The organism is Bacillus sp. DB-2, assembly GCF_003315125.1.
Taxonomy (GTDB): domain Bacteria; phylum Bacillota; class Bacilli; order Bacillales; family Bacillaceae_G; genus Bacillus_A; species Bacillus_A mycoides.
Genome location: NZ_QNRN01000014.1, coordinates 173,755 through 199,579, shown reverse-complemented (window position 1 = coordinate 199,579; position 25,825 = coordinate 173,755). Strand labels below are relative to the sequence as shown.

Below are 25,825 nucleotides of genomic sequence, written 5' to 3'. Positions count from 1 at the left end.
ATGTATTAGGCACGCCGCCAGCGTTCATCCTGAGCCAGGATCAAACTCTCCAATAAAGTTAGTTTGTCTAGCATCTAAAAATAAAAATTGACGTTCACGTTGTTTGTTTCGTTCAGTTTTCAAAGAACTTGTCTGCCGCTTCAAAAGCGACTTCATCATATTAACATCTTCATTTTTCGATGTCAACTATGTTTTTAATTTTCTTTTTTGTCGTTTTCTGCGTTTCCGCATCAGCGACGTTTATTAATATACCATCATGGTTTTTAAATAACAAGTATTTTTTATAAAAAAATACAAAAAGTTATCTATCCTACTTTCTTCTATAGAAAGAACCCTTATCCTTTCTACTAAAAACATTCATTTTGATTGTATACAAGTTACTATACACTATCATCAACCAGGCAGTATTTCACAATAACTTCCTAACCTTTAGTCTTCTCTTTTTTAAATTTTATAATTACCATAGTTCTACTTAAGAAGGACAAATAATTATTTAAATGTAGAGTAACAAAAAACGAGGCCACTATACTAGAGCAAAACTTTAATTCCTGATTTTTCTCTCCAATCAGGAATTTCGCTTCCACAAATAACAAACTTCCCCTCGAAATATTAACTTAAGGTTATTGTTAGAATTTTTTTACATTTAATTAATGAAAGATATCCAATTTTTGTTATATAGTAAGAAAGTGCCCACAAAACTATAAATAAACTAATGGAGGAATTATTTTATGGATAGGTTAACAAAATTTTCATTAAAAAACCGAGCCGCTATTATTATCATGGTTTTTCTCATTTCCATACTCGGTGTTTATTCCGGCTCTAAATTGCCTATGGAATTTTTACCAAGCATCGATAACCCTGCAATAACTGTTACGACATTATCTCAAGGGCTCGATGCTGAAACGATGACCAAGGACGTAACTGATCCCCTTGAAAAACAATTTCGTAATTTAGAACATATCGATGGCATCACTTCTTCCACACATGAGGGATTATCACGCATCGACATTGCATATACATCCAAGGCAAATATGAAAGACGCGGCACGCGAAGTCGAAAAAACAATCAATACGATTAAATTACCTAAAGATGTAACTAAACCTGTTGTTAGCCAATTAAACACTTCTATGATTCCACTCGCTCAAATTACCATCCAGAAGCAAAACGGATTTTCAAAAGCTGACGAAAAACAAATTGAGAAAGAAATCGTACCACAACTCGAAAGCATTGATGGTGTTGCCAATGTTATGTTTTTCGGAAAATCAACTTCCGAATTATCCATCGTACTTGATCCTAACCAACTAAAAGATAAAAACGTAACATCACAGCAAGTATTAACAGTTTTACAAGGAAAAGAAACTTCCACTCCAGCCGGAGCAATTACCGTTAATAAGGCAGAATACAATCTTCGTGTCATCGGGGATATAAAAAATGTAAATGACATAAAAAACATCACCGTTACACCTCAAGTAAAATTACAAGATGTTGCTCAAATTGAATTAAAACAACATTACGATACAATCTCGCACATAAACGGGGAAGAAGGAACAGGATTAATCATCATGAAAGAGCCGAGTAAAAATGCGGTTGCAATCGGAAAAGAGATTGATAAAAAGATTAAAGATATAAGCAAGCAATATAAAGATCAATTCTCTATTAAACTTTTAGCTTCAACTCATGAGCAAGTTGAAAATGCTGTTACTAGTATGGGAAAAGAAGTAATCCTTGGGGCAATTGCTGCAACTCTCATTATCTTAATCTTTTTACGCAGCTTCCGAACAACACTCATCGCTGTCGTTAGTATTCCATTATCTATTTTATTAACACTATTTTTACTCCATCAATCTAACATCACACTTAACATTCTAACTCTTGGTGGCTTAGCCGTTGCAGTCGGACGTCTCGTCGATGATAGTATCGTTGTCATCGAGAATATTTTCCGTCGTTTACAAAAAGAATCTTTCTCTAAAGATATTATTCTCGATGCAACAAAAGAGGTCGCCGTCGCAATTACCTCTTCTACTTTAACGACAGTCGCCGTTTTTTTACCTATCGGTCTCGTATCGGGAGTAATCGGAAAACTAATGTTACCTATGGTGTTAGCAGTTGTGTATTCTATACTTTCTTCCTTAATTGTGGCATTAACAGTCGTTCCACTTATGGCTTTTTTACTGCTCAAAAAAACAAAACGTCGCAATTCACATTCTTCACCGCGATATGTCGCTACATTAAAGTGGGCTCTTTCTCATAAGTTTATCATTCTACTCACTTCTTTTTTATTATTTGCAGGATCAATTGCAGCCTACATACTACTTCCGAAAGCGAACATAAAGTCTGAGGACGATACAATGCTTTCCGTTAACATGACATTTCCAGGTGATTATGATTCTGAAGCTAAAAAACAAAAAGCCTTTGATTTCGAAAAGAAACTCCTCTCTAATTCTGATGTAACAGATGTTATTTTGCGAATGGGATCTAGCGCAGAAGATGCACAATGGGGACAGACAACTCAAAACAATCTTGCAACTATATTTGTAGTCTTTAAAAAAGGATCTAATATCGACCAATATATTAAAGAATTAAAAAAGGATCATAATACTTTTGAACCAGCTGAACTTGATTATATAAAAACGAGTTACTCTGACTCTGGAGGCGGAAACAACTTACAATTTAACGTAACCGCTACTAACGAAGCAAATTTAAAAAAGGCCGCTAACATCGTCGAAACAAAACTAAAAGGTATGGACGATCTCTCTAAAGTAAAAACAAATATGGAAGACTCTAAAAAAGAATGGCAAATTCATATCGATCAAACAAAAGCGGAACAACTCGGTTTAACACCGGAATTAGTAGCACAACAAGTATCATTCCTTATGAAGAAATCTCCTATTGGGGAAATTTCAATCAATAATGAAAAAACAACTATTATGATAGAACATAAAAAGGCATCCATTAACAAACAAGAAGATATTTTAAACACAAACATACTATCACCTATTCACGGACCTATTCCTTTAAAAGACATTGCAACTATTTCAGAAAAGCAACTTCAAACAGAAATCTTCCATAAAGATGGGAAAGAAACGATACAAATTACTGCAGAAGCTTCAAGTGAAGATTTAAGTAAAGTAAGCGCAGAAGTAAATAAGGCTATAACCGACTTAGATTTACCTAACGGAGCAAAAGTAAATATCGCAGGCGCTACCGAGTCTATGCAAGAGAACTTCACAGATTTATTCAAAATTATGGGAATTGCAATTGGGATTGTATATTTAATTATGGTTATCACCTTCGGGCAAGCACGTGCTCCTTTCGCGATTTTATTCTCTTTACCATTAGCTGCTGTCGGCGGTATTTTAGGATTAATCATTTCAAAAACACCTGTTGACGTAAATTCATTAATCGGCGCATTAATGCTAATCGGGATTGTCGTTACAAATGCTATTGTATTAATAGAAAGAGTGCAACAAAATCGGGAAAACGGTATGGAAACAAGAGAAGCCTTACTAGAAGCAGGATCTACTAGATTACGCCCAATTATTATGACAGCTATAACAACAATCGTCGCTATGCTACCACTCCTATTCGGGCAATCTCAAGCAGGAAGTATGGTATCGAAAAGTCTGGCCGTCGTTGTAATCGGTGGTTTGGCAGTCTCAACCGTTCTTACATTAGTAGTCGTTCCCGTTATGTATGAACTATTAGATAAAATCGGGAGAAAAAGACGTTCCCGTAGAAAAATAAGTACTTCTACAGAAACACCTGATATTTAAACTAAAAGGCGTTATCTTCAATTATGAAGATAACGCCTTTTTTATCCCTCTACCTATCCATAATATAATCCATCACTTTTTTACCATACTTCTCTAGCGGCTCTCCAGAATCCACAATAAGATATTCACCATGTAAAGGCCTTTTACTGCCAGCCAGACATTTTTGAAATGCTACTTCTGATTCTACTTTTGTAATTTGACTTATCTTACGTTCACGGGTTTGTAACCTACGATTAATTTCTTCTATATTATTAAGATAACATTCAACATATTTATATGTAGCACCATACTTCCGACATAAATCTATTCCTTTTTTAACCATCCCTTCGTAGAGACACGGACTATCTAATATCACACTGTGCTCTTGCTCCAACAAAAAATCGATCAGTTCCCACTCAATATCATAGGAGATTCCCCCAACCACTTTTGGTTCAACACCTTTTTCCTTTAATGATTTTAATAAAGCTGATTTCACGACGTCATGATCTACAATAACAGCACCTGTTAATTTAGCGATATACTTAGAAAGCGTCGATTTCCCAGATCCAGGAAACCCCGACATTTGCAGAAAAAACACTTCCAAACCCCTCCCTATTTTCAGCCGAATTTCTATATATTAAGTTACCTATTCGGTCACTCTTCTTCTTTTCCTGCCAACAACAAAATGTCCGTAAAAAAACTCCCTGTTTATAAACAGAGAGCTCTTACCTTCAATTTATGCCGCTTTTACCTTCTTCGTCGTTTTACTTTTTCTTTTCGCTCCTGTAAAACGTTTGTGTAATACAGATGCTACAAAGCGTGAAATGATATTGAATAATAAAACCATAATAATTAATACAGCTGCAGATTTTGTTGCAATTAACTTCGCATCCGGGATAATCCCTTCAGAGTTTAATTTCCAAATGTGAACAGCTAACGTTTCAGCTGGTCTAAATGGATTTAAAGGATGCGAGGGGCTCGAGAAGTCCGCTGCTGAATTTAAAATAGGTGATGTTAAACCAGCTGTATAAATTAACGCCGCAGCTTCACCGAATATACGGCCTGCCGCTAAAATAATACCTGTAATGATTTGTGGTAACGAAGACGGGATAATGATGCGGGCAATTGTTTGCCATTTCGTTGCACCTAGTCCAAGACTCGCCTCTTTTACATTATGAGGAACTTCAGAAATCGCATTTTCACAAACACGTGTTAAACCAGGCAAATTCAAAATAGTTAAAGCAAGAGCTCCACCCATTACTGTATATCCCCAGCCTGTCATGGTAACAAATACTAATAAGCCAAATAATCCAACAACAATAGAAGGTAAAGACGCCATTGTTTCAATACATAAACGAACAAAACTTAAAAAACGACCTTGTTTTGCATACTCCGCTAAATATATTCCAGCCCCTAGTCCAAGAGGAATAGATATAATAAGTGTTATAACAAGCATGTAGAAAGAATTGAATAACTGTGGACCAATTCCCCCACCAGCTCTTGTATTGCTTGGTTCTCCGAATAAGAAACTAGGATCCCAAAATCCCCATCCCTTTTGCAGAATTTCGTACATTAAAAAAGCCAGCAAAGCTACAACTAAAGCTGCAACCCCATAAAAGATACCTGTCCAAACTTTATTTACCGTTCTTGCATTCATTATTATCGCTCACCTCTTTGACCAATCGCTCGAATTACTAAAATAAACAGGAATGAAATAACAAGTAAAATCATCGCTAACGTCCATAGCGCGTTGTTCCAAGCTGTTCCGTTCAATGTATTCGTCATATCCATTGTCAGAATACCTGTTAACGTTGCTGTTGGACTATATATTCCTTCCGGTAATTTAATCGTGTTCCCGATTACCATTTGAACCGCTAACGCTTCACCAAAAGCACGCGCTAATCCTAAAACTATACCTGTTAAAATTCCTTGTTTTGCAGCAGGTACAATAACTCGGCTAATCGCTTGCCATTTCGTCGATCCTAGACCGTAAGAAGCTTCCAAGTAATCAAACGGAACAGAGCGTATTGCATCAGAGGCAATACTAGCAATAGTAGGTAAAATCATAATACTCAGGACAATAATACCCGCAATTAAACTAAATCCCACTCCACCGAATGAATCTCGTAATAGAGGAACCAAGATCGTAACCCCTAATAATCCGTATACAACTGATGGAATACCAACTAATAATTCTAAAACAGGCTTTAATACTTTATTCCCAAACTTCGGCGAAATTAAATTCATGAATATAGCAAGAGCTATAGCAATTGGTGCACTAATGACAACAGCACCTAACGACACAAGCGTCGAACCGACAATAAAGATGACAGCACCATACGTACCTTGATCAGCATTTGGATTCCAGTTTGTCGAAGTTAACACCTCAGAAAATGAGATACCACTTTGCGTGAAAGATTGAATTCCTTTGCCGCAAATAAACGCAATAATAGCTAATGTAATAAAAACAATAAAGATACCGCAAAACGTAACAAGTGATCTACCTATATATTCACTCTTTACGTAATTAATTTGTTTTTTCCCCTTCATCACAGGACAGACCCCACTTCATAGATTGCATTGAACAGGACTGGCCTTGCAGCCAGCCCCATAAAATTTTATTACTTATTTAATTTAGACATTGGGATGTAACCCATATCTTCTACTTGTTTTTCGAAATCTTTACCTTTTACATAATCAATGTAAGCTTTTGTCGCTTCTTTTGCCTCACCTTTAGTTACCATGTACTCGTAAGACCAGAATGGATATTTACCAGCAGAAATATTTTCAACTTTCGGTTCAGATCCATCAATTTTAACCGTTTGTAACGCACCTTTTTTCTCACCAACCATGTAAGACATTGCTAAGTAACTAACTGAACCTGGAGTAGAGTTAATCGCTTGCTCTACAGCACCATTAGAATCTTGTGTTGTACCAGTTCCATCATTAATCTTCGCGTCTTTCATCACTGTCTTTTCAAAAGTAGCACGTGTACCAGATGAAGCTGGTCGGTTAATTACATTGATTTTTTCATCTTTTCCGCCTACTTCTTTCCAGTTCGTCACTTTTCCAGTGAAGATATCTTGCACTTGTTTTACTGTTAAGTTATCAACTTTTACATCTTTATTTACGACAAGTGCGAATGCGATACCCGCAACTTTGTTATCTACTAATTCTTTTGCTTTTTCAGCATCTTTTATTTTATCTCCAGCTGGAACATCTGAGTTACCAATTTGTACTGCACCAGATGCTACTTGGTTAATCCCAGTTCCACTACCGCCACCTTGAACTTGAATAGAAACTTTTGAATTTTTCTCCATGAATTTCTTTCCAGCTTCCTCCGCAAGAGGTTGAAGAGCTGTAGAGCCAGCCGCTGCAATCGTACCTGATAATTCTTGTTTTGCATCGCTACCTTTAGCAGCTTCCTTATTATCCGTACTTTCTGCTTTTCCACATCCAACTAATGCACCTGCAACAACTAAAGCCGCTAAAGAAAATTTAATACCCTTTTTAATAACCATGTCTTGTACCCCCATTTGGATTATCACTTTTCGAATTCATCTTCTTTCGAACACAAATTCATTGTAGGACAACAATATTATGTGAGTGTTAAGCAATTTTTAAGTTTAAGTAAATAGAGATAACATCCCCTAAAAGCTAGACATTCCAACATTTACAGTTGAAAAAGCCAACAAAACCCACACTAAACACGTAGTATTGTAAATTTAATCTTAACAATGTAAATTCAATGTAAATGTTTTTCTGTATTTTTCCCTTTAGGTTAAAACTACATTTACAATTCCCCTATATTTTTAAGCTTTTACACTCTTACTTTAAGAAGAATTCCAGTAATATTTTTCGGTACAACTAAATAAATTGGAACAATTCTAAAAATATTTGAATATTTTTAAAGTACTAATTGACAGCATCATTAAATGTAGTCTACTATATTAGTATCAAAAAGTTTACCTAAGGAAACTTTTTAAACTAAAACTAAAAATATAGAGATGAGGTAACTTTTATGGTATCGGCTAATACTAAACCCCTTTCCGAATTCAGAACAGGGGAATTTGTACAAATTGAGAAGATACAATTAGAAGGAACTATGAAACGACGTTTATTAGATTTAGGCTTTTTTCCTGGAGCGACAATTAAAGTATTACAACGCAGCCCACTTGGAGACCCAGTCGCTTATCAAGTAAGCAACACAACTATTGCACTGCGTAGTGAAGAAAGCTCCCTTATTTTCGGGGTATTAATAGGAGATGATTTCAGATGAGTAACCATCGCATTGCGTTAGCTGGTAACCCGAATACCGGAAAAAGTACATTATTTAATACTTTAACAGGCTTAAAACAACATACTGGAAACTGGACGGGAAAAACTGTTTTAAAGGCTGAAGGGGAATATAAGCATGGCGGAAATATATATACAATAATAGATTTACCTGGAACTTACTCACTGTATTCAAATTCGGCAGATGAAGAAGTAGCACGAGATTATATTATATTTGAAAAACCAGAAGTAACTGTAGTTGTTATAGATGCAACTGCAATGGAGAGAAATTTAAATTTAGCACTCCAAGTGATGGAAATGACAAACGATGTGGTCATTTGTATTAACTTAATTGATGAAGCGGAGAAAAAAGGAATCATTATTGACGAAAAGAAATTAGCAAAATCACTCGGTGTACCTGTAGTGAAGATTTCTGCTCGCAACCGAGTAGGCATTGGTCATTTGCTAAATGTCATCGCTAAAGTAGCAAATAAAAAACTCATTCCAACACCAATTAAAATTACTTATAATGAAAAAATCGAAAATATGATTCAAGAATTAGAACCACAAATTTATAAAGTGTTCGGCAATACGTATCCAGCACGTTGGATTGCGTTACGTATTTTAGATGGAGATAAAAATTTCTTAACTGCACTTCAAAAACATCATAACGAACCACTTGTAAGGGAGGTCATAATAAATGGAATCTCACTCAGCCAGTAAAGCTCTTCCGCTGGACTATATTGTTCAACATGCACAAACACTTTCAAAAGAAGATATACGAGATGATATTGTCGGAGATATTTATCGAACCTCCGCAAGTATATGTAAAGAAGCTGTCCAATATACAAATACCGATAAATTGTATCGTTCCGAAAAGCTAGATAAAATTTTCACATCTCCAATCTGGGGATTCCCAATTATGCTCGGTATTTTATCTATTATTTTTTATCTCACAATTGCAGGCGCTAACGTACCTTCTGATATGATCGCTAAGTTCTTTGGCTGGGTAGAAGGATATTTAACATCTTGGTTCCAAGCAATGCATGCACCTGAATGGTTACATGGCATTTTAATACTTGGTTTATTCCGTGGTACCAGTGCTGTTATAAGCGTTATGTTACCACCTATGGCAATCTTTTTCCCTATGTTCGCACTATTAGAAAACTACGGATATTTACCACGTGTCGCATTTAACATGGACCGCTTATTCAAACGATCTGGTGCACATGGCAAGCAATCTTTAACAATGGCAATGGGATTCGGTTGTAATGCAGCTGCCATTATGTCAACACGTATTATTGAATCACCACGTGAACGTATGCTTGCAATCTTAACAAACAACTTCGTTCCATGTAATGGGCGCTGGCCTATGTTAATTTTAATGGCTTCACTATTTATGGCTGCTGGTTATACAGGTAGTATGCAAACACTTGTTACTGCTGGCGTTGTAGTTGGAATGGTTGTAATTGGTGTCATTATGACATTAACCGTTTCTTGGGTACTATCAAAAACAGCTTTAAAAGGTGTTCCGACTCACTACACACTTGAGTTACCACCGTACCGTAAGCCAAAAGTTTGGAATACAATTGTACGCGCAACACTCGATAAATCAATATATGTTTTAAAACGAGCTGTAGTTGTAGCTGCCCCTGCAGCTGCATTAACTTGGTTACTTGCTAATATTTTCATCGGTGACACAAGCTTACTTATGTATTTTGTAAACTTCCTAGATCCATTTGCTAAAATGTTAGGACTTGACGGATTTATTCTAGCAGCGTTTATTCTTGGACTACCAGCTAATGAAATTGTTATTCCGATTTTATTAATGTCTTACTTATCAACTGGCGCTTTAACTGAAATAGATGATTTTAATCAAATTAAAAATCTATTCTTAGAAAATGGTTGGACTTGGTTAACAGCGTTAAATACAATGTTGTTCTCACTCCTTCATTTCCCTTGTGGAACAACACTAGTTAACATATATAAAGAAACAAAAAGTGCAAAATGGACATTTTTATCGTTTGCAATCCCTACTGTTATTGCCATTGTTGTTACATTCCTCTCTACACAATTGGTACATTGGTTAGGGCTTGTATAAAGCAAAGCATACATAGAAGGTATCCCCCTTCACATATGCTTTGCGCGAAAGAAACCTGAAATTATTCAGGTTTCTTTTTTTCTTTCCACGGCTGAGCTCCATACGTTGTGAGTTTTTTATGAATGGAGTATATGGCTCCCGGAAGAACCGCCATTAATATCGTGCAACTAATTCCTAGTCCAGTAAACAACTTAAATCACCTTATTTCACTCTCTTCGGTAAAGCTGAACCTGAATGCTCAATTGTCGGATGAACATGAACAGTAACCTCAGCATTACTAAAATAATTTTCACCTTGATCCCAATTCTTATCTATCTTCTTCCATTCTTTATAATTATGCCTCTTATATACTTCCCCTAACGCTAATACATCTACCTTATATTTTTTTTGAACAAGCTTAATAGATTTTTGGATACGCTTCTCCATTTCCTCCGCAATGGTTTTCTTTAATCGCTTTTCATTCATAATTTGTTTATGATCACTAAAATGCAACTCTGCTAAGGTCCCTTCCAAAGATAAATGGATATCAAACTTCGGTTTTGTAGCATTTTCCGTAGATACTTTAATCTTTCGGTGCATCTTATGAATTTCATATGTAATAAGCTGCTCTTGTTTACGGATAGTAAAGAACCCTCCAATTTTTTTACCTATTACATAATTCATTCCTAATGTTTCTTCTCCATTCAAACTACCTACACACTTATTATCCTTCCCACGAAATAACGCCGCCCCGTTCATTTGCACCCCTTGTTTTGTTAGTTCAAGAATAGGTAATACGAAACTTCGGTTAGCAATCATTTTTTGCTGTACCTCACCAATTCTTGCAGCCTCAATCATTTGGGCATTTTTCGGAGGATGCTCAGCTAACATATCAATATACTGTGCCGGTAAGTTCTCAGGCTTGGCACTCTGCTTTAAAATAGCTTCTGCATTTTTCTTAGAAACGAACAAACGAATATTTCTTCTCATCTCATGATCGCGAATATATACATCTAACGTATTTTGTAAAACATATGGATTCGCTAGTAAATCTTTAGAAAAAATTATCACTTGTATATGCGGAAAGAATAATGAACGACTAATTTTTTTAGCAATAATTCGTATTTGCTCAAAGACACTATCTGCTTTCGCACTAACATTAATATAATTTTCACTATCTCCACCGCCTTGGCCACCTTGCTGTGCTAGCTTACTGGGAAGTACCATCTGATACGTCCCTTTTATAATTGGATTCGATTTCTTTTTTTTCACAATATCATAGGCTGCACCTACTACAAATCCTCTTTCTTCTATTTCTTCTAGCTCAGAGCACCCACTTATAGATCCAGCTAAAACCATAACCATTATAATTTTAAGAAGGTGTTTCATTTCTACCATTCCTTCTTTTTATTTTATATACAATAAAAACTAACAAAGGTGCTAACACGACAAAGCCCATATCTATCCAAGCTAAATACGTTCCGTAATTTGATAAAGTATCTAAATTACCAGGGATCATATTCAGCATAAAAATCATAGGAGCACTTACGAAAATAAAAATATGTTTCTTAACTTTCGGAAACATAGCGCAAAACAATAGAGATGCAACGTCATAATACATTGCTGTAGTGTTATAAATAGTAATAATCCAAGTAGTAAAAAAGATCGCATCGAATCTTTCTAAAAACCCCCCACCAATTTCAATCTCCTTCCCCAATTCAATCGTTGGATATGTTAATCCCCGGGTTGTCATATATGTAAAAACACTAATACAAGTTAAATAAATTAAAATGTAAGACAATACGTTTACCATCACAGCTTTTGCAACTGCCATCGGCGCCTTTTTTGCTGTCTCGTTTAACATCACTGCATAAAATAGCGCTACCTCAAATCCAATAAACGTAAAAATAGAATTTTTAACCCCAACAGCATATTTACTTACGTCCGTTTGAAAAGCAGGTAGTAAATTATCTATTTCCATTAAGTTCACATTCAATAAAGAAAGCAGCACGATCGCAATTAAAACGATTGGTAAAAATAAAACATTTAACCTTAATAAAGCAGCCCTAGATCCAGCAATTCCATAAACAACAACTAACAAAAAAAAGAAGGATAACAATTGTATTGGTGTATCACTAAATAAATAAGTTTGTGAAATAATTGAAATTTTCCGGGCCTCATATGCTGTCAAAGCAGCAAATGTTAATACTAAAATGCTACTAATTGTGTATGCAACAGGCTTCGTCAAATGTGCACTTGTATATTGAACAAAGTTTTGTTTTGGGAATAAAATAGCTATCCTCGTTACAAACCAACCTAAAACCGCACATATCAATCCACCCAAAAGCAAAATAATCCAACCATCCGAAAATAAAGTTTGGTCAGCAATATCTCGAGGCATAGATAATGCACCTATACCGATAATTGTTGACGATACCGCAAAACCAAGTTCCCGAGATCCAATTTCTTCATCCCCATATTCAAATGGCTTCAATTACTCTCGCTCCTTTGGACGTAGTGTAGAGTCTTTCGTTTGTAAATATTCTGGTCTCTCTTTTAACATTGATTTTGGTAGACGAACCAATTCTTCTTCCCAATCTTTATAAAAAGCAGGAGCAATAGGTGTTGTATACGGTACCCCAACACTCTTTAAATTTGTAATATGGATTGCAAGTGCAATAAGAGCTAAAATGATTCCGTATAACCCAAAAGCAGTTGCAGCTAACACGAAGACGAAAAGTAAAATTCGAAATGTAATCGTAATGCTATATACAGGAAGTGAAAATGTAGCAATTGCGGTAACCGCAATAATAATTACTAAAAACGGATTTACAATCCCCGCATTTACTGCCGCTTCTCCAATTACAAGACCGCCTACGATGCCAATTGTTTGTCCCATCGGTTTCGGAAGCCTAATCCCGGCTTCTCGTATTAATTCCATCGTTAATGCCATCATTAACGTTTCTATATAAGCAGGAAACGGTACCCCTTCTCTCGCTCCCGCAATGGAATAAGCTAGTTTAGATGGAATAAGCCCTTGATGATACGATACAAGCGCTACGTACATGGCAGGTAATAAAACAGCAGCAATACCTGATCCCATACGTAACATTCTTAATAACGTTCCAATTATCCAACGCTCATAATGATCTTCTACAGATTGAAAAATATCAACAAATACTAGTGGAGCTATAAGAGCAAATGGTGACCCATCTACTAAAATGGCCGCTTTCCCTTTCGCCAATGCAGCCACTATATTATCTGGTCTTTCTGTATTTAAAAACTGCGGAAACGGCGATAAATTATTATCTTGAATTAATTGCTCAATCGTTCCTGTCTCAAAAATGACATCTGTCACTATTGATTGAAGACGCCGATCTAGCTCGTTTACGATGTAAGGGTTAATAATATCCTCTATATATACTAGGGTTACTTCTTTCTGCGATCGCTTCCCCATAATATAAGATTGAAACCGTAACTTCGGATCACGTAAACCACGGCGAATTAACATTTTATTCACATTAATATCTTCATTTAACCCAACCCTCGGTCCACGAATTAAATCTTCTGTCACTGGCGGTTCTAGACTTCTTTTCTCCCAAGCCCTACTGTTAACAACAATAGCCGTTTGAATATTATCAATTAATATGACTGTATCTCCTGCTAAAACCGCATTTATAATATCTGGAAAAGTCGTCTTCATACCGACTTCTGCAATAGAAATAAAACGATCCAATAATGTCTGAACCACAGCTGCTTCATTTGGTATTTCTTCATATTGAAGTGTACGAACTACATATTTATAAACATTATCCTTATCTGTCAATCCACATAAGAAAACAACCGCACAACGTGTAAAACTACCAGCAAGAGCAACTTCTCTAATTGTTAAATCATTAGGTGAACCTAACTCATCTCTAATTTCCTTCATAACTTCAAACAAGTTACCTTTTAGCTCTAACAATTTCCCCACCTAACTTCCTTTTCAACAAGTTTTTAGTTAGATTCCGCTAATAGAAGAAAATATATACAAAAAAGAGCTATCTCTTTTCGAAGATAGCTCTAACATACGAATTACTTTTCTACTATTATATTATCGGTCTTTACAGATACATTTCTTGTGAATCCACTAACTACAAGCATCACAATAATGTTAACTAACAACGCGACTATACCTACATTCAAATCTTTCATATACTGCGGGACACCCGGGAACATCGTAGCTATAGTAGAACCAGATAAGGTGATATATGCGACAATTAACAACCCAATTCCCATCCCCGCAATCGCACCTTGTTTCGTAATAATTTGACGAGGAAACAAACTACATACAAGCGCAGGGAAAAGTTGCGTAACTATACTGTATCCCATTAAAAGAAGAGCACCTATCGTCTCTCCACCTTTAAAGGTAAATAATACGGCAATAAGCGTCACGACAGGTACAAATAGCTTAGCTGCTTTTGCAACTTGTTTATCAGAGGCGGATGGTACCATCGTTCCATAAATATTTTTTGCTAATAATGTAGAAGCGGCCATAACAAGCATGGAACCGGGAACTAATGCCGTTAACACCCCCGCACTACCAATAATCCCAATAAACCAAGGATCAAACGTTTGAAGAGCCAGACGGAATAATGAAAGATCTACATCCGCTCCCTTTAACCCTGGAACTTGCAAGATAGCAGCAAAACCTGCAAAGAACACAAAAAGCAAAACTAAAGAATAGAGAGGCATAATTGCTGCATTTTTCCTAAATACTTTTTCACTTTTCGCTGAGAAAGCTGAGGCAAATGTATGAGGCCACATATAAAAACCGAGAGCCGTTAATATAATAGTAGAAACAAACCAAGAAATACTCATTCCCTTTTCAGGTAAAGATAAAAAACCTGGTTTTGCAGCTTCTACAGCTTCAAACATCGGTTGAAATCCTCCGTAATAGTGATACGGTAAATATATACCTAAAAACATAACGATGAATAGTATCATAATGTCCTTCAAAGCAGCTGTCCAAGCCGATCCATGTATACCTGAAACCATTACATAAATAGTTATAACAATAGCACCAATCCATACCGCAATAACAGGTGTCACTCTTCCATAGGAAGCTTCCGAAACGATAATTCCTAATCCCTTTAATTGCAAAACAAGATACGGGATAATCGAAATAACACCAATAATTGAAACAATTACCCCAAGCGTCTTACTCCTGTATTTCTTCGCAAAGAAATCTGATTGTGAAATGAGGTTATGTTCTTTTGCATACTTCCAAATTGGAGGCAATAAGAAATACGATAAAATATAAGCTAATGCACCATACCCTAAAATATAAAATGTAGGAGCTCCTTTACTATAAGCCCAGCCACTTCCTCCTAAAAATGTGAACGTCGTATAAATTTCCCCTGCCATAAGGAGAAAAACGAAAATAGTTCCAAATCCTCTTCCTCCAACTGACCATTGTTCTAAATTCATATCTTTTCCATGTTGTGCCCGAATTCCTAAAAATAGTGCGAGAAACAAAAATATAATAATGATAAATAATGCAGTCATTTTACGTCCCCCTTATTAGCAGGATCGAATACGTACACAAGACCCATACAAAGAGACGTAATGAGCACTGATAATAGTACCCAAAATAATAAAAATGGCATCCCCCATACGTAAGGAGTGACCGAATTTGCAAATACTGGTCCAACTACTAAACAAAGAACTGGAATAAGTGCTAGCACGTATATTTTCTTCATCTCATTCTCCTTTACTTATAAAATTCATAATGGATGATACAAAGACTTCCACTCCAATTGGTAATGCGTCTTCGTCAATTGTAAAACGAGGGTGATGATGCGGATATACAATTCCCTTCTCTTCATTTCCTGCCCCTATAAAAAAGAACGTCCCTGGTGCCTTTTGTAAAAATGCTGAAAAATCTTCTCCTGCCATCGTTGGTTGTAAACGAACAACCCTTTCTCTTCCATAAAGCTGTAATGCTGTATGTTCAATAAGCTCTGTAACTTCATAATCGTTCACAACTGGGCGATATCCATATTCATAAGAAAATGTATACTTAGCACCGTAGGATTCTGTAATATGTTTTACAATCCTTTCAAGCTTCTTCTTTGTTTCTTCTCTTAATTCATGCCTTAAACTTCTCACTGTCCCTTCAATCTCCGCTTGTTCCGGGATAACATTATGAGTTGTCCCAGAATGAAATTGTGTAACAGATACTACGAGAGAATCTAACGGATTCGTGAGGCGAGATACAATTTGCTGAATTTGCGAAACTACTTGCGCACCAATGGCGATACTATCAACTGTTTCATGCGGAATTCCAGCATGCCCACCTTTTCCCTCTATCGTAATTTTAAAAACGTCCGGCGCCGCCATCGCAGGACCATAAATTACACCTACTTTTCCAACCTCTAATGACGCCCAAAGATGAGCACCAATAATGTAATCCACACCTGTCATCACTCCCGCTGCGACCATTTCCTCTGCACCGCCCGGAAAGTTTTCTTCTGCATGTTGAAATAAAAAGCGAATCTCTCCTTTAACTTTCTCTCTTTCCTCTACCAACTTATGTACTACACCAAGCAATATTGCCATGTGACCATCGTGACCACACGCATGCATCACACCTGGATATATAGAAATAAAATCAAACTTATTTTCTTCATGAATAGGAAGAGCATCCATATCAGCACGAACCGCGATAGTTTTACCAGGCTGCCTACCAATTAACCTTGCCATTACACTATATTTAGTAGGCCTTGAGACTTCTAAATACGGGATTTCCCGAAGTATGTCGAATACAAATTGAGATGTTTTTTCCTCTTGAAAAGATAACTCTGGATACTTATGAAAATGCCTTCTCCACTCAATCAACTGATTCTTTGATAAAACAAGTTCCTTTGCGACATCCATTTCTCTTCTCCCCTTCTTTACCAAGTTAAATGTTATTATAGCGTGAATTGTTAACTTCTAAAAGAATTTTCAGAATTTTCTATAATAAATATTCAAAAAGAAAAAGCCATCGCAAGATGACTTTTCATTTTATAAAATAGTAATTGCTTGTTTCCCCATTTGCTCCCATGCCTTTTCAAATTCAGCACGAGGAATAGCGAAACGTGGATTGTTTTTTAGAGGATCATTTACATATACAAAGTTTTGATCGTATCCAACCACTACTACACTATGCTCAAAATATGTAATTTTCACTTCACCAGAACTTGTATTCCATGTTTCAAAACTACTTTCAGCTAGCGGCTTAAACGTTGTATTAATAATAACCCATACTGGAGAGCCAGAACTAATTACTTTATATAGATCTTGCACGTCTCTACCCGTTAAATTAATTACTTTTTCAGGAACATACTTTTCTGCTAAATTAAAAATCGGTTGATTATATACACCGTATCCCGGCTCAGCTTTCGTGTAAATATTTCCAACGAATCCCTCATAAGGATTTCCACGCAAACCATTTTGTTCAAATGGAACACGATGAATTTCGCTAGCGAGTTGCATCTTATCTACTTGTACACCTTTATGTTGTAGTAGCATAGCTAAACTTGTCACTTCACATCCACGAGGTAATTCTGGTAATTGTTTTATAAATGGAACATCTTCAATCATAGCCGCTTCTTTCATTTCAGATAGAAAATCTAAGCGTAGCACTTGCGCCTTTTGTATAATTTTATCTTTCCCTATAAAAAACGCGGCAGCTAGTATAATTCCAAAAACAAAAAGATATTTTAGCTTTTTCATTATAAACAAAACTCCATTAATTATTATTTTACAGACACAACTCTTATCATTGTACCTTTCTTCTTACTAGTTTGCTAGAAAGATTCTGTGAATTATTATTCACACTTATATCGTTGTAAAATTCTAATTATTTTTAATAAAAAGAAAAAACGATATACTTTTTCAGAATTTTTTGCTAAAATAAAAATCATTAACCTAGTGAAGTAATTGATTTTATTTCACTAGGTTAATAAACATTCTAAGGTATTTAGTCATAGTTATCTTTTACATACTCAGTTCACAACAAAATAAGCCGAGTATGTTTTTCATCCCCCACTAATGATTAAAAACCCAGAATGAAATCAAGTTAACACATACAAGAAAATATGGGGTGAGGGGCATATGAATCAACAAGTAGAACAAACAGATCTAAAACGAACAATGAAAAGTAGACACCTATTCATGATCGCACTTGGCGGAGTCATTGGAACGGGATTATTTATGGGTTCTGGACAAATCGTCCATAATGCAGGACCAGGCGGAGCTATTCTCGCATTTTTAGTCGGTGGTTTCGTTATGTATTTAACGATGTTATGTCTTGGTGAATTGTCAGTGGCTATGCCAGAAGCAGGTTCATTCCAAAGCTATGCAAGCAAATTTATTTCACCTGGTTTTGGATTTGTTGTCGGTTGGATGTATTGGTTAAATTGGGCTGTTACAGTTGGAGTAGAGTTAACGACTGTTAGCATTTTAATGAAACGCTGGTTTCCAGACGTTTCTTCTTGGATTTGGTGTGTTACATTTGCAGCAGCACTCTTCCTTGTGAACGCTTTATCAGCAAAAGCATATGCAGAAACGGAATTTTGGTTCGCAAGTGTAAAAGTCGCAACAATTGTTATTTTCATCGTACTCGGTGGTGCAGTTATGTTCGGTCTACTCGACTTTAACGGAAAACCAGCTCCGATGCTTCACAATTTCACTGAAAATGGCGGGCTATTTCCAAACGGTGCATTAGCTGTTCTTCTTACGATGATTACAGTCAATTACTCCTTCCAAGGAACAGAACTAATCGGAATCGCTTCAGGAGAAAGTGAAAATCCTGAAAAAACAATTCCAAAAGCAATCAAAAATACAATTTGGCGAACTCTATTCTTCTTCGTCCTAGCAATTTCAGTTGTTGTCGGTTTACTCCCGTGGCAAGAGGCTAATCTAGTTGAAAGTCCATTTGTACTTGTATTTGATGTGGCTGGTATCCCTTATGCAGCGGACATTATGAACTTTGTTATTATTACAGCTGTATTATCCGTAGCTAACTCTGGCCTATACGCAAATTCTCGTATGCTTTGGGCAATGGCAAAACAAGGAATGGCTAGTCCAGCTTTTACGAAGTTAACTAAAAGAGGTGTACCACTAAATGCGTTAATTTTCAGTCTAATTTTCGCAAGCCTTTCTTTATTAACAAGTATATTTGCAGCAGATACTGTCTTTTTAATTTTAACTTCTATTGCAGCAATGGCTGCTGTTGTTGTTTGGATGTCGATTGCAGCTTCACAGTTTTTCTTCCGTAGAAATTTCGTGAAAAATGGCGGCGACATAAATGATTTAAAATACCGCACACCACTTTATCCAATAGTTCCAATCGTAGCTTTCTCACTCAATTTCCTTACATTTGTTAGTTTAGCTTTCATTCCAGATCAGAGAATTGCTCTTTATTGCGGGATTCCATTTATGATCATTTGTTACATTTTATACCAAGCAAAATATAAAAAAGTTGTCACATTTGAACAGAAAAAAAATATAACTCAGGAAATAAACTAAATATACAAAACATTCAGCTATCTTCCTTATAATAAGATAGCTTTTTTCTATTTCTTGGATATCTTGGTATAACTTTATTTATCTTAAAATTTCCACAATCATGTTTTTATCTGGAAAATAGTTTACAATGTTATCAAGTTACAAATGATATTCACCTTAAAAAGTGTGCATTTGTGTCTATTTTTTAACAATATGACAAAAACTATTGCCTTCTATAAATTAATAGGTTTATATTGTTTTATTGGCATAGTTTCAATCCAAGGAGAAAGGAGATTTTCAATCGTGCAACTAAAGAAAACGTTTTGGAAGTTGGCTTCGCTTCTTCCGTTATCATTACTTCTGTTCCTCGGTGGCTGTGATAAAAAACTCGCAGTATTAAATCCGCAAGGACCTGTTGCAAAAGCACAGTATGATTTAATTGTTTGGTCATTCTTGCTTATGTCATTAATTATCGCAATTGTATTCATCTTGTTTACAGTCATCTTGATTCGTTATCGTGAAAAACCAGAGAATATGGACTATGAGCCACCTGATCAACATGGTAACACATTATTAGAAATCATTTGGACAATTATTCCTGTTATTATCGTTATCGCATTATCGATTCCAACAGTTAAAGCAACTTATGCTTCGGAAGAGGTTCCGCAAGAGTCCAAACATATTAAACCAGTTGAAATTTATGTTACATCTGCAAACTGGAAATGGTTATTTAGTTACCCGGAGGAAAAAATTGAAACCGTTAACTATTTAAACATCCCAGCTGGTGTACCAATTCAATTTAAGCTGACTTCTGTCGGTCCAATGAATGCTTTCTGGGTACCAGAACTTGGTGGTATGAAGTATACAATGGATGGCATGATCATGGACTTATATTTACAAGCTGACAAGCCAGGTTCTTACCTAGGTCGTAGTTCGAACTTCTCTGGTGAAGGATTCACTCACATGGAGTTCGAAGTTGAAGCAAAAACTAAAGAGAAATATGATAAGTGGGTAAAAGAAGTACAAGAAACTGCCCCTAAATTATCAGAAAAGAAATACAACGAAATTATTAAACCTGGTGTAGTGGGGCGTATGACGTTCTCTAGTCACCACTTAAGTTATGTAGATCCAAAATCACTTGAATATTGTGATTACAACTACTACAAAAACAAAAAATAATAGCTATTATTCCAACAGATTGGAGTGAACACAGTGAAGCTTGATGAATTTTTTGTCACAGGTGACCCAATTATTTACGGAGCTGACGCTTCTATCGTTCTTGTGACATTAGCGATTCTTTTCGTACTAACAAAGTACAAAAAATGGAGATGGCTTTGGGATGAATGGTTGACAACTGTTGACCATAAAAAAATAGGGACCATGTATATTATCTCTGCCGTTATAATGTTATTCCGTGGTGGTATGGATGGTTTAATGATCCGTGCACAGTTAACATTCCCAGAAACAACTTATTTAAACGCTGAACACTATAACGGAATCTTTACAACACATGGTACAGTAATGATTCTTTTCATGGCAATGCCATTCGTTATGGGATTAATGAACCTTGTAGTACCATTACAAATTGGTGCTCGTGACGTTGCATATCCGTTCTTAAATGCTTTAAGTTTCTGGTTATTCTTTGTCGGAGCAATGTTATTCAACATCGCTTTCGTAATCGGTGGTTCTCCAGACGCTGGGTGGACTTCTTACTTCCCAATGGCAGGTACAGAGTTTACTTCTGGTGTAGGAAATAACTACTACGCAATTGCATTACAGATTTCAGGTCTCGGTACGTTAATGACAGGTATTAACTTCCTAGTTACTATTTTAAAAATGCGTACACCTGGCATGAAATTAATGAGAATGCCAATGTTTACTTGGTCAATCTTAATTACAACAATTATCATTATTTTCGCTTTCCCAGTATTAACAGTTGCTCTTGCATTAATGACATTTGACCGTCTATTCGATGCTCACTTCTTTACGATGGCGAGCGGCGGTATGCCGATGTTATGGGCCAACCTATTCTGGGTATGGGGTCACCCTGAAGTATATATCGTTATTTTACCGGCATTCGGTATTTTCTCTGAAATCATTAGTACATTCTCACGTAAACGTCTATTCGGTTACAGTGCGATGGTGTACTCGATGGTTGCAATTTCTTTACTAAGTTTCGTCGTATGGCTTCACCATTTCTTCACTATGGGTGCAGGTCCAGCGGTTAACTCATTCTTCTCGATTTCGACAATGGCGATTTCGATTCCAACCGGTGTTAAGATCTTTAACTGGTTGTTTACACTGTATAAAGGACGTATTCGTTTTACAGTTCCAATGCTTTGGTCATTGGCATTTATTCCAAACTTCGTAGTTGGTGGAGTTACAGGGGTTATGCTTGGAATGGCAGCAGCTGATTATCAATACCATAACAGCTACTTCCTAATTGCTCACTTCCACTACGTATTAATCGCAGGTACAGTATTCGCTATGCTTGCTGGATTCACATACTGGTATCCAAAAATGACAGGTCATATGTTAAATGAACGCCTAGGTAAATGGACATTCTGGATCTTTATGAGCGGATTTAACATCTGTTTCTTCCCAATGTACTTCTTAGGTTTAGACGGTATGACTCGTCGTATGTACACTTACTCTGAAAGTCTTGGATGGGGCTGGCTAAACCAAATCGCATCTGTTGGTGCTGTAATGATGGCTATTGGCTTCCTAATCCTTTGCTATAACGTAATTTGGAGTGCACGTCACGGTGAGCGTGACACAACTGGAGATCCATGGGACGGCCGTACACTTGAATGGGCAACTCAATCTCCTGTACAACATTACAACTTCGCGAAACTTCCTGAAATTAAAGAAGCTGATGCTTTCTGGTTCATGAAAAAACGTGGAGAAACAATTACACCAACAGCAGATGAATTAAAACCAATTCACATGCCAAGTAATTCTGGTGTGCCTATTATTGCGTCTTTATTCTTCGGTCTTGCAGGTTTTGCATTAGTATTTAGCTGGTTCTGGATTGCAGCAATCGGTGGTATTGGTATTTTAGGTTGCTTAATCTATCGTTCATTCGATTATGATGATGGCTACTACGTAAGCGTTGATGAAATTAAAGAAACAGAACATATAGCATGAGAGGTGAAATGACATGGCGGCTTTAGATAAAAGCTTACCTTTGGAATATCAATCCGAGCAAAGCAGGTTGAATATCCTAGGATTCTGGATTTTTCTTGGGGCTGAAATTATGCTGTTCGCAACACTTTTCGCCTCTTATCTAGTCCTTGCTGGTCGTACGGCAGATGGCCCAACACCAGCGCAACTGTTTGAACTTAAAACGCTTTTAATTCAAACACTACTACTTTTAACAAGTAGTTTCACATGTGGTATCGCAATTCATGAAATGCGTAAACACAATCAAAAAGGAATGTTAGCCTGGTTTATACTAACTTTACTTTTAGGTGCAGGTTTCCTATTCTTCGAGATCGAAGAGTTCATTATGTACATTGGTGAAGGTGCAACGATTCAAACAAGTGCTTTCTTATCGGCATTCTTCGTTCTTCTTGGAACGCATGGTGCCCACGTAACAGGTGGTATCATCTGGGCAACTTGTGTTATTATCCAAATTTTAAAACGAGGTTTAACACCAGTTACAGCTCGTAAAGTATTTATTATCAGCTTATACTGGCATTTCCTTGATCTTGTTTGGGTCTTTATTTACACACTAGTTTACTTGAACGGGATGGTGGCGTAAATGGGTCAAAATAACAACCAAGCAAACGGACATGGGCATAGCGGATTCCCATGGTCACACGTTTTCGGATTTATTTTATCGCTTGCACTAACGTTTCTAGCTTTATACGTGGCACTTTATACAACCCTGCCACTTTCAACGATATTAACAACTATTATCATAATGGCTGTTGCGCAAGCTTTATTACAATTAATTATGTTCATGCATTTAAAAGAAGGAGAAGGAAGAATTCAAATTCTTACAATGATATACAGTTTCTTCGTTGCAGCTGCAACAGTTGGTCTTACTGTATGGATCTTCTTCTCAATGTAATTTGCATGAAAAGACTGCTGGGATTCCTCAGCAGTCTTTTTTTATCCCGCATTAACGAGCAGTAAGACCCCCACTGATTAAAGTTTCACTTTATCCCCTCCCCCTATTACATCCACATTACGGAATTAACAACAAAATCATGAAAGATATACTTATTATGACAAATGTTAAGAAAACTCTTTCTTTATGAAATCGAAACCATATCCGTTGCTTTTCTTCCTATTATATGGCTAAATAGTTACTATATTTATTTGAAGGGAGAGAACGCAATGGAACATCATTCTTCTGTTCTATCACTTATGGTTGTCGTCGCAATCGCGTTTTTCGTTCCCCTTTTGTTACAGCGCTTTAAATTAAAAGCACTTCCTGTCGTTGTTGCAGAAATTATCGCAGGAATCTTTGTAGGTAAAAGTGGATTTAACATCATTGAGCCCGATATGTGGCTTCAAGTCTTATCAACACTAGGGTTTATCTTCCTAATGTTTTTAAGTGGTTTAGAAATTGACTTTTCGATCTTTAAACAAAAAGGGAAAAAGAATACGACAAACGAACCGAACACATTCCAAGCAGCAAGCATTATCTTCTTGTTTATTTTCATTTTATCTTATGCCCTATCATTAATATTCGTATGGCTAGGATTCGTAGACAATGCAATGTTCATGACTTTAATTATTTCAACTATTTCTTTAGGTGTTGTCGTACCAACATTGAAAGAAAATAACTTAGGAAAAACCGCAATCGGGCAAATCATTTTATTAGTCGCTGTTATTGCAGACTTAGTTACAATGATTTTACTCGCTATATTCGTCGGATTAAATTCCGAAAGTGGCCAAAGCATGTGGCTTCTACTTCTTCTATTCGGTGCTGGTATTGTAATTTACTTTGTCGCAAGACGGTTTAAAAATATTCCATACCTAGAAAGCTTAAAAGCCGGTAGTGTACAAATTGATACACGAGCTGTTTTTGCACTCATCTTAATATTAGTTGGATTATCTGAATCTGTTGGGGCAGAAAATATTTTGGGAGCCTTTTTAGCAGGTGTACTCGTATCTTTATTATCACCAAATGAAGATATGGTTGAAAAACTTGATTCCATCGGATATGGCTTCTTCATTCCTATTTTCTTCGTAATGGTTGGTGTAAATCTAGAAGTATGGTCTATTTTTAACGAGCCTTCTAGTATGCTAATGATCCCAATTCTAATTGTGGGACTCTTTATTTCAAAACTGTTGCCATCACTCGTCTTACGAAAATGGTACCCACGCAATATCGTACTCGGAAGTGCTATTTTGTTAACATCAACACTTTCTTTAGTTATTGCGGCTGCACAAATCGGTGAAAAGCTAGGCATCATTAGCCCAAGTTTATCAGCATCTCTTATTTTAAGTGCAGTTATTACTTGTATTTTTGCACCTATATTATTTAAAAAGATGTTTCCAAAAGTGGAAACACCAAAACCGAAAGTATCTATTATTGGTGCAAGCAGAATTACCCTTCCGTTATCACTTGATTTAAAACGTGAAGATTATGACGTAACACTATATATGATACGTCAAAATAAAATAAATGATGAGGAAGCGAAATCTCATGACTTCCCTATTGTAAAATTAGATGATATTACTATTCAATCTTTAATGGAGCAACAAGCTTTCGAAGCAGACCGTGTTGTTGTTGCGACAAGTGATGATGAACAAAACTTATTATTAGCAGAACACGCAAAAGAATTAGGTGTTGAACACGTCATCGCAAGTGTAGAAGATCCCCTTCTACAAGAAAAAGCGACTCAAGAACATATCGCTGTATTCTCGACTATTAACTCTACACGTATTTTATTACGTGCACTTATTGATAAACCGAGTCTCGTTCGCTTGATTACAACAGCAAATGAAACGGTGCGTGAGGTTGAACTACGGAGTAATAAATATAACGGCTTAGCACTTCGTCGCCTTCCGTTTCTAGGTGATGTACTTGTCATTCAAATTTACCGTGGTAATAAAGCATTAATACCACATGGTGATACGAAGTTACAGCATGGCGATACTTTACTTGTAACGGGTTCAAAAGAACATATTGATACAATGAAAAACATATTAGAATAGAAAATGCCCC

The 25,825-nt window shown here is 36.3% G+C and carries 21 protein-coding genes; 10 read left to right on the top strand and 11 right to left on the bottom strand.

Translation table 11 applies throughout. The features are described 5' to 3' along the window. Positions 1 to 728: 728 nt before the first annotated feature. Positions 729 to 3,773 (top strand): efflux RND transporter permease subunit, encoded by a 3,045-nt coding sequence (locus DET63_RS22880; RefSeq protein WP_113937944.1) that lies wholly within the window; start codon positions 729 to 731, stop codon positions 3,771 to 3,773. Between the two features lie 49 nt (positions 3,774 to 3,822). Here DET63_RS22880 and DET63_RS22875 read toward each other — a convergent pair whose 3' ends face one another. The 4 genes from DET63_RS22875 to DET63_RS22860 form a co-directional block, all read right to left on the bottom strand. Next, positions 3,823 to 4,350, bottom strand: a complete 528-nt coding sequence (locus DET63_RS22875; protein WP_113937943.1) for a P-loop nucleotide/nucleoside kinase family protein — start codon at positions 4,348 to 4,350, stop codon at positions 3,823 to 3,825. A gap of 138 nt (positions 4,351 to 4,488) precedes the next feature. After that, positions 4,489 to 5,409, bottom strand: a complete 921-nt coding sequence (pstA, locus tag DET63_RS22870) for a phosphate ABC transporter permease PstA (RefSeq protein ID WP_113937942.1) — start codon at positions 5,407 to 5,409, stop codon at positions 4,489 to 4,491. 2 nt (positions 5,410 to 5,411) lie between these two features. Next, positions 5,412 to 6,302, bottom strand: a complete 891-nt coding sequence (pstC, locus tag DET63_RS22865; RefSeq protein ID WP_012260333.1) for a phosphate ABC transporter permease subunit PstC — start codon at positions 6,300 to 6,302, stop codon at positions 5,412 to 5,414. A 71-nt stretch (positions 6,303 to 6,373) separates the two neighbouring features. Continuing rightward, positions 6,374 to 7,273 (bottom strand): phosphate ABC transporter substrate-binding protein PstS family protein, encoded by a 900-nt coding sequence (locus DET63_RS22860; RefSeq protein WP_113937941.1) that lies wholly within the window; start codon positions 7,271 to 7,273, stop codon positions 6,374 to 6,376. A gap of 500 nt (positions 7,274 to 7,773) precedes the next feature. Here DET63_RS22860 and DET63_RS22855 point away from each other — a divergent pair, with 500 nt between their 5' ends. Genes DET63_RS22855 through DET63_RS22845 form a run of 3 tightly spaced genes read left to right on the top strand, consistent with a single transcriptional unit; the run spans position 7,774 to position 10,128 of the window. Then, a complete protein-coding gene (locus DET63_RS22855) occupies positions 7,774 to 8,031 on the top strand; it encodes a FeoA family protein (RefSeq protein ID WP_002090873.1) in 258 nt (85 codons plus the stop codon). Beyond that, complete coding sequence (locus DET63_RS22850) at positions 8,028 to 8,750, top strand: FeoB small GTPase domain-containing protein (RefSeq protein WP_016101791.1); 723 nt, start codon at positions 8,028 to 8,030, stop codon at positions 8,748 to 8,750. Before DET63_RS22855 ends, DET63_RS22850 begins: the two co-directional genes overlap by 4 nt. Then, a complete protein-coding gene (locus DET63_RS22845) occupies positions 8,728 to 10,128 on the top strand; it encodes a nucleoside recognition domain-containing protein (protein ID WP_113770285.1) in 1,401 nt (466 codons plus the stop codon). The genes DET63_RS22850 and DET63_RS22845 overlap by 23 nt, the downstream gene beginning before the upstream one ends. Before the next feature lie 201 nt (positions 10,129 to 10,329). Here the strand turns inward: DET63_RS22845 and DET63_RS22840 are convergent, their stop codons facing one another. The 7 genes from DET63_RS22840 to DET63_RS22810 form a co-directional block, all read right to left on the bottom strand. Next, complete coding sequence (locus DET63_RS22840) at positions 10,330 to 11,496, bottom strand: Ger(x)C family spore germination protein (RefSeq protein WP_113937940.1); 1,167 nt, start codon at positions 11,494 to 11,496, stop codon at positions 10,330 to 10,332. Beyond that, positions 11,480 to 12,601: an endospore germination permease gene (locus tag DET63_RS22835; protein ID WP_113937939.1), complete on the bottom strand. Its 1,122-nt coding sequence runs from the start codon at positions 12,599 to 12,601 to the stop codon at positions 11,480 to 11,482. The genes DET63_RS22840 and DET63_RS22835 overlap by 17 nt, the downstream gene beginning before the upstream one ends. Further along, positions 12,602 to 14,080, bottom strand: a complete 1,479-nt coding sequence (gene gerLA / locus DET63_RS22830; protein ID WP_113937938.1) for a spore germination protein GerLA — start codon at positions 14,078 to 14,080, stop codon at positions 12,602 to 12,604. Between the two features lie 101 nt (positions 14,081 to 14,181). Beyond that, complete coding sequence (locus DET63_RS22825) at positions 14,182 to 15,654, bottom strand: sodium:solute symporter family protein (RefSeq protein WP_113937937.1); 1,473 nt, start codon at positions 15,652 to 15,654, stop codon at positions 14,182 to 14,184. Further along, a complete protein-coding gene (locus tag DET63_RS22820) occupies positions 15,651 to 15,848 on the bottom strand; it encodes a DUF3311 domain-containing protein (protein WP_113937936.1) in 198 nt (65 codons plus the stop codon). Before DET63_RS22820 ends, DET63_RS22825 begins: the two co-directional genes overlap by 4 nt. 1 nt (position 15,849) lies before the next feature. Continuing rightward, positions 15,850 to 17,025: an amidohydrolase gene (locus tag DET63_RS22815; protein WP_113937935.1), complete on the bottom strand. Its 1,176-nt coding sequence runs from the start codon at positions 17,023 to 17,025 to the stop codon at positions 15,850 to 15,852. Between the two features lie 129 nt (positions 17,026 to 17,154). After that, on the bottom strand, positions 17,155 to 17,865 hold the full coding sequence (locus DET63_RS22810) for a C39 family peptidase (protein ID WP_113937934.1): 711 nt from the start codon (positions 17,863 to 17,865) through the stop codon (positions 17,155 to 17,157). A 381-nt stretch (positions 17,866 to 18,246) separates the two neighbouring features. On the opposite strand from DET63_RS22810, the gene DET63_RS22805 reads away from it, so the two are divergent. From DET63_RS22805 to DET63_RS22775, 6 genes are all read left to right on the top strand, one after another. After that, complete coding sequence (locus DET63_RS22805) at positions 18,247 to 19,662, top strand: amino acid permease (protein ID WP_113937933.1); 1,416 nt, start codon at positions 18,247 to 18,249, stop codon at positions 19,660 to 19,662. 282 nt (positions 19,663 to 19,944) lie between these two features. Then, on the top strand, positions 19,945 to 20,820 hold the full coding sequence (locus DET63_RS22800) for a cytochrome aa3 quinol oxidase subunit II (protein ID WP_002134440.1): 876 nt from the start codon (positions 19,945 to 19,947) through the stop codon (positions 20,818 to 20,820). 33 nt (positions 20,821 to 20,853) lie between these two features. Continuing rightward, positions 20,854 to 22,788 (top strand): cytochrome aa3 quinol oxidase subunit I, encoded by a 1,935-nt coding sequence (gene qoxB / locus DET63_RS22795; protein ID WP_002063826.1) that lies wholly within the window; start codon positions 20,854 to 20,856, stop codon positions 22,786 to 22,788. 13 nt (positions 22,789 to 22,801) lie between these two features. Then, positions 22,802 to 23,404, top strand: a complete 603-nt coding sequence (gene qoxC / locus DET63_RS22790; protein ID WP_002010602.1) for a cytochrome aa3 quinol oxidase subunit III — start codon at positions 22,802 to 22,804, stop codon at positions 23,402 to 23,404. Then, a complete protein-coding gene (qoxD, locus tag DET63_RS22785; protein ID WP_002063824.1) occupies positions 23,405 to 23,716 on the top strand; it encodes a cytochrome aa3 quinol oxidase subunit IV in 312 nt (103 codons plus the stop codon). It abuts the gene before it with no gap. A gap of 269 nt (positions 23,717 to 23,985) precedes the next feature. Next, the gene (locus DET63_RS22775; RefSeq protein ID WP_113937932.1) at positions 23,986 to 25,815 is read left to right on the top strand and encodes a monovalent cation:proton antiporter family protein; all 1,830 of its coding nucleotides are present in this window, start codon (positions 23,986 to 23,988) and stop codon (positions 25,813 to 25,815) included. Positions 25,816 to 25,825: the final 10 nt, after the last annotated feature.

What these genes read in the sequence shown, in the direction of transcription:
- DET63_RS22880 (WP_113937944.1), top strand. Translation starts at nt 729, where the DNA reads ATGGATAGGTTAACAAAATTTTCATTAAAAAACCGAGCCGCTATTATT.
- pstA (WP_113937942.1), bottom strand. Translation starts at nt 5,409, where the DNA reads ATGAATGCAAGAACGGTAAATAAAGTTTGGACAGGTATCTTTTATGGG.
- pstC (WP_012260333.1), bottom strand. Translation starts at nt 6,302, where the DNA reads ATGAAGGGGAAAAAACAAATTAATTACGTAAAGAGTGAATATATAGGT.
- DET63_RS22860 (WP_113937941.1), bottom strand. Translation starts at nt 7,273, where the DNA reads ATGGTTATTAAAAAGGGTATTAAATTTTCTTTAGCGGCTTTAGTTGTT.
- DET63_RS22855 (WP_002090873.1), top strand. Translation starts at nt 7,774, where the DNA reads ATGGTATCGGCTAATACTAAACCCCTTTCCGAATTCAGAACAGGGGAA.
- DET63_RS22850 (WP_016101791.1), top strand. Translation starts at nt 8,028, where the DNA reads ATGAGTAACCATCGCATTGCGTTAGCTGGTAACCCGAATACCGGAAAA.
- DET63_RS22845 (WP_113770285.1), top strand. Translation starts at nt 8,728, where the DNA reads ATGGAATCTCACTCAGCCAGTAAAGCTCTTCCGCTGGACTATATTGTT.
- DET63_RS22840 (WP_113937940.1), bottom strand. Translation starts at nt 11,496, where the DNA reads ATGAAACACCTTCTTAAAATTATAATGGTTATGGTTTTAGCTGGATCT.
- DET63_RS22825 (WP_113937937.1), bottom strand. Translation starts at nt 15,654, where the DNA reads ATGACTGCATTATTTATCATTATTATATTTTTGTTTCTCGCACTATTT.
- DET63_RS22820 (WP_113937936.1), bottom strand. Translation starts at nt 15,848, where the DNA reads ATGAAGAAAATATACGTGCTAGCACTTATTCCAGTTCTTTGTTTAGTA.
- DET63_RS22815 (WP_113937935.1), bottom strand. Translation starts at nt 17,025, where the DNA reads ATGGATGTCGCAAAGGAACTTGTTTTATCAAAGAATCAGTTGATTGAG.
- DET63_RS22810 (WP_113937934.1), bottom strand. Translation starts at nt 17,865, where the DNA reads ATGAAAAAGCTAAAATATCTTTTTGTTTTTGGAATTATACTAGCTGCC.
- DET63_RS22805 (WP_113937933.1), top strand. Translation starts at nt 18,247, where the DNA reads ATGAATCAACAAGTAGAACAAACAGATCTAAAACGAACAATGAAAAGT.
- qoxC (WP_002010602.1), top strand. Translation starts at nt 22,802, where the DNA reads ATGGCGGCTTTAGATAAAAGCTTACCTTTGGAATATCAATCCGAGCAA.
- qoxD (WP_002063824.1), top strand. Translation starts at nt 23,405, where the DNA reads ATGGGTCAAAATAACAACCAAGCAAACGGACATGGGCATAGCGGATTC.
- DET63_RS22775 (WP_113937932.1), top strand. Translation starts at nt 23,986, where the DNA reads ATGGAACATCATTCTTCTGTTCTATCACTTATGGTTGTCGTCGCAATC.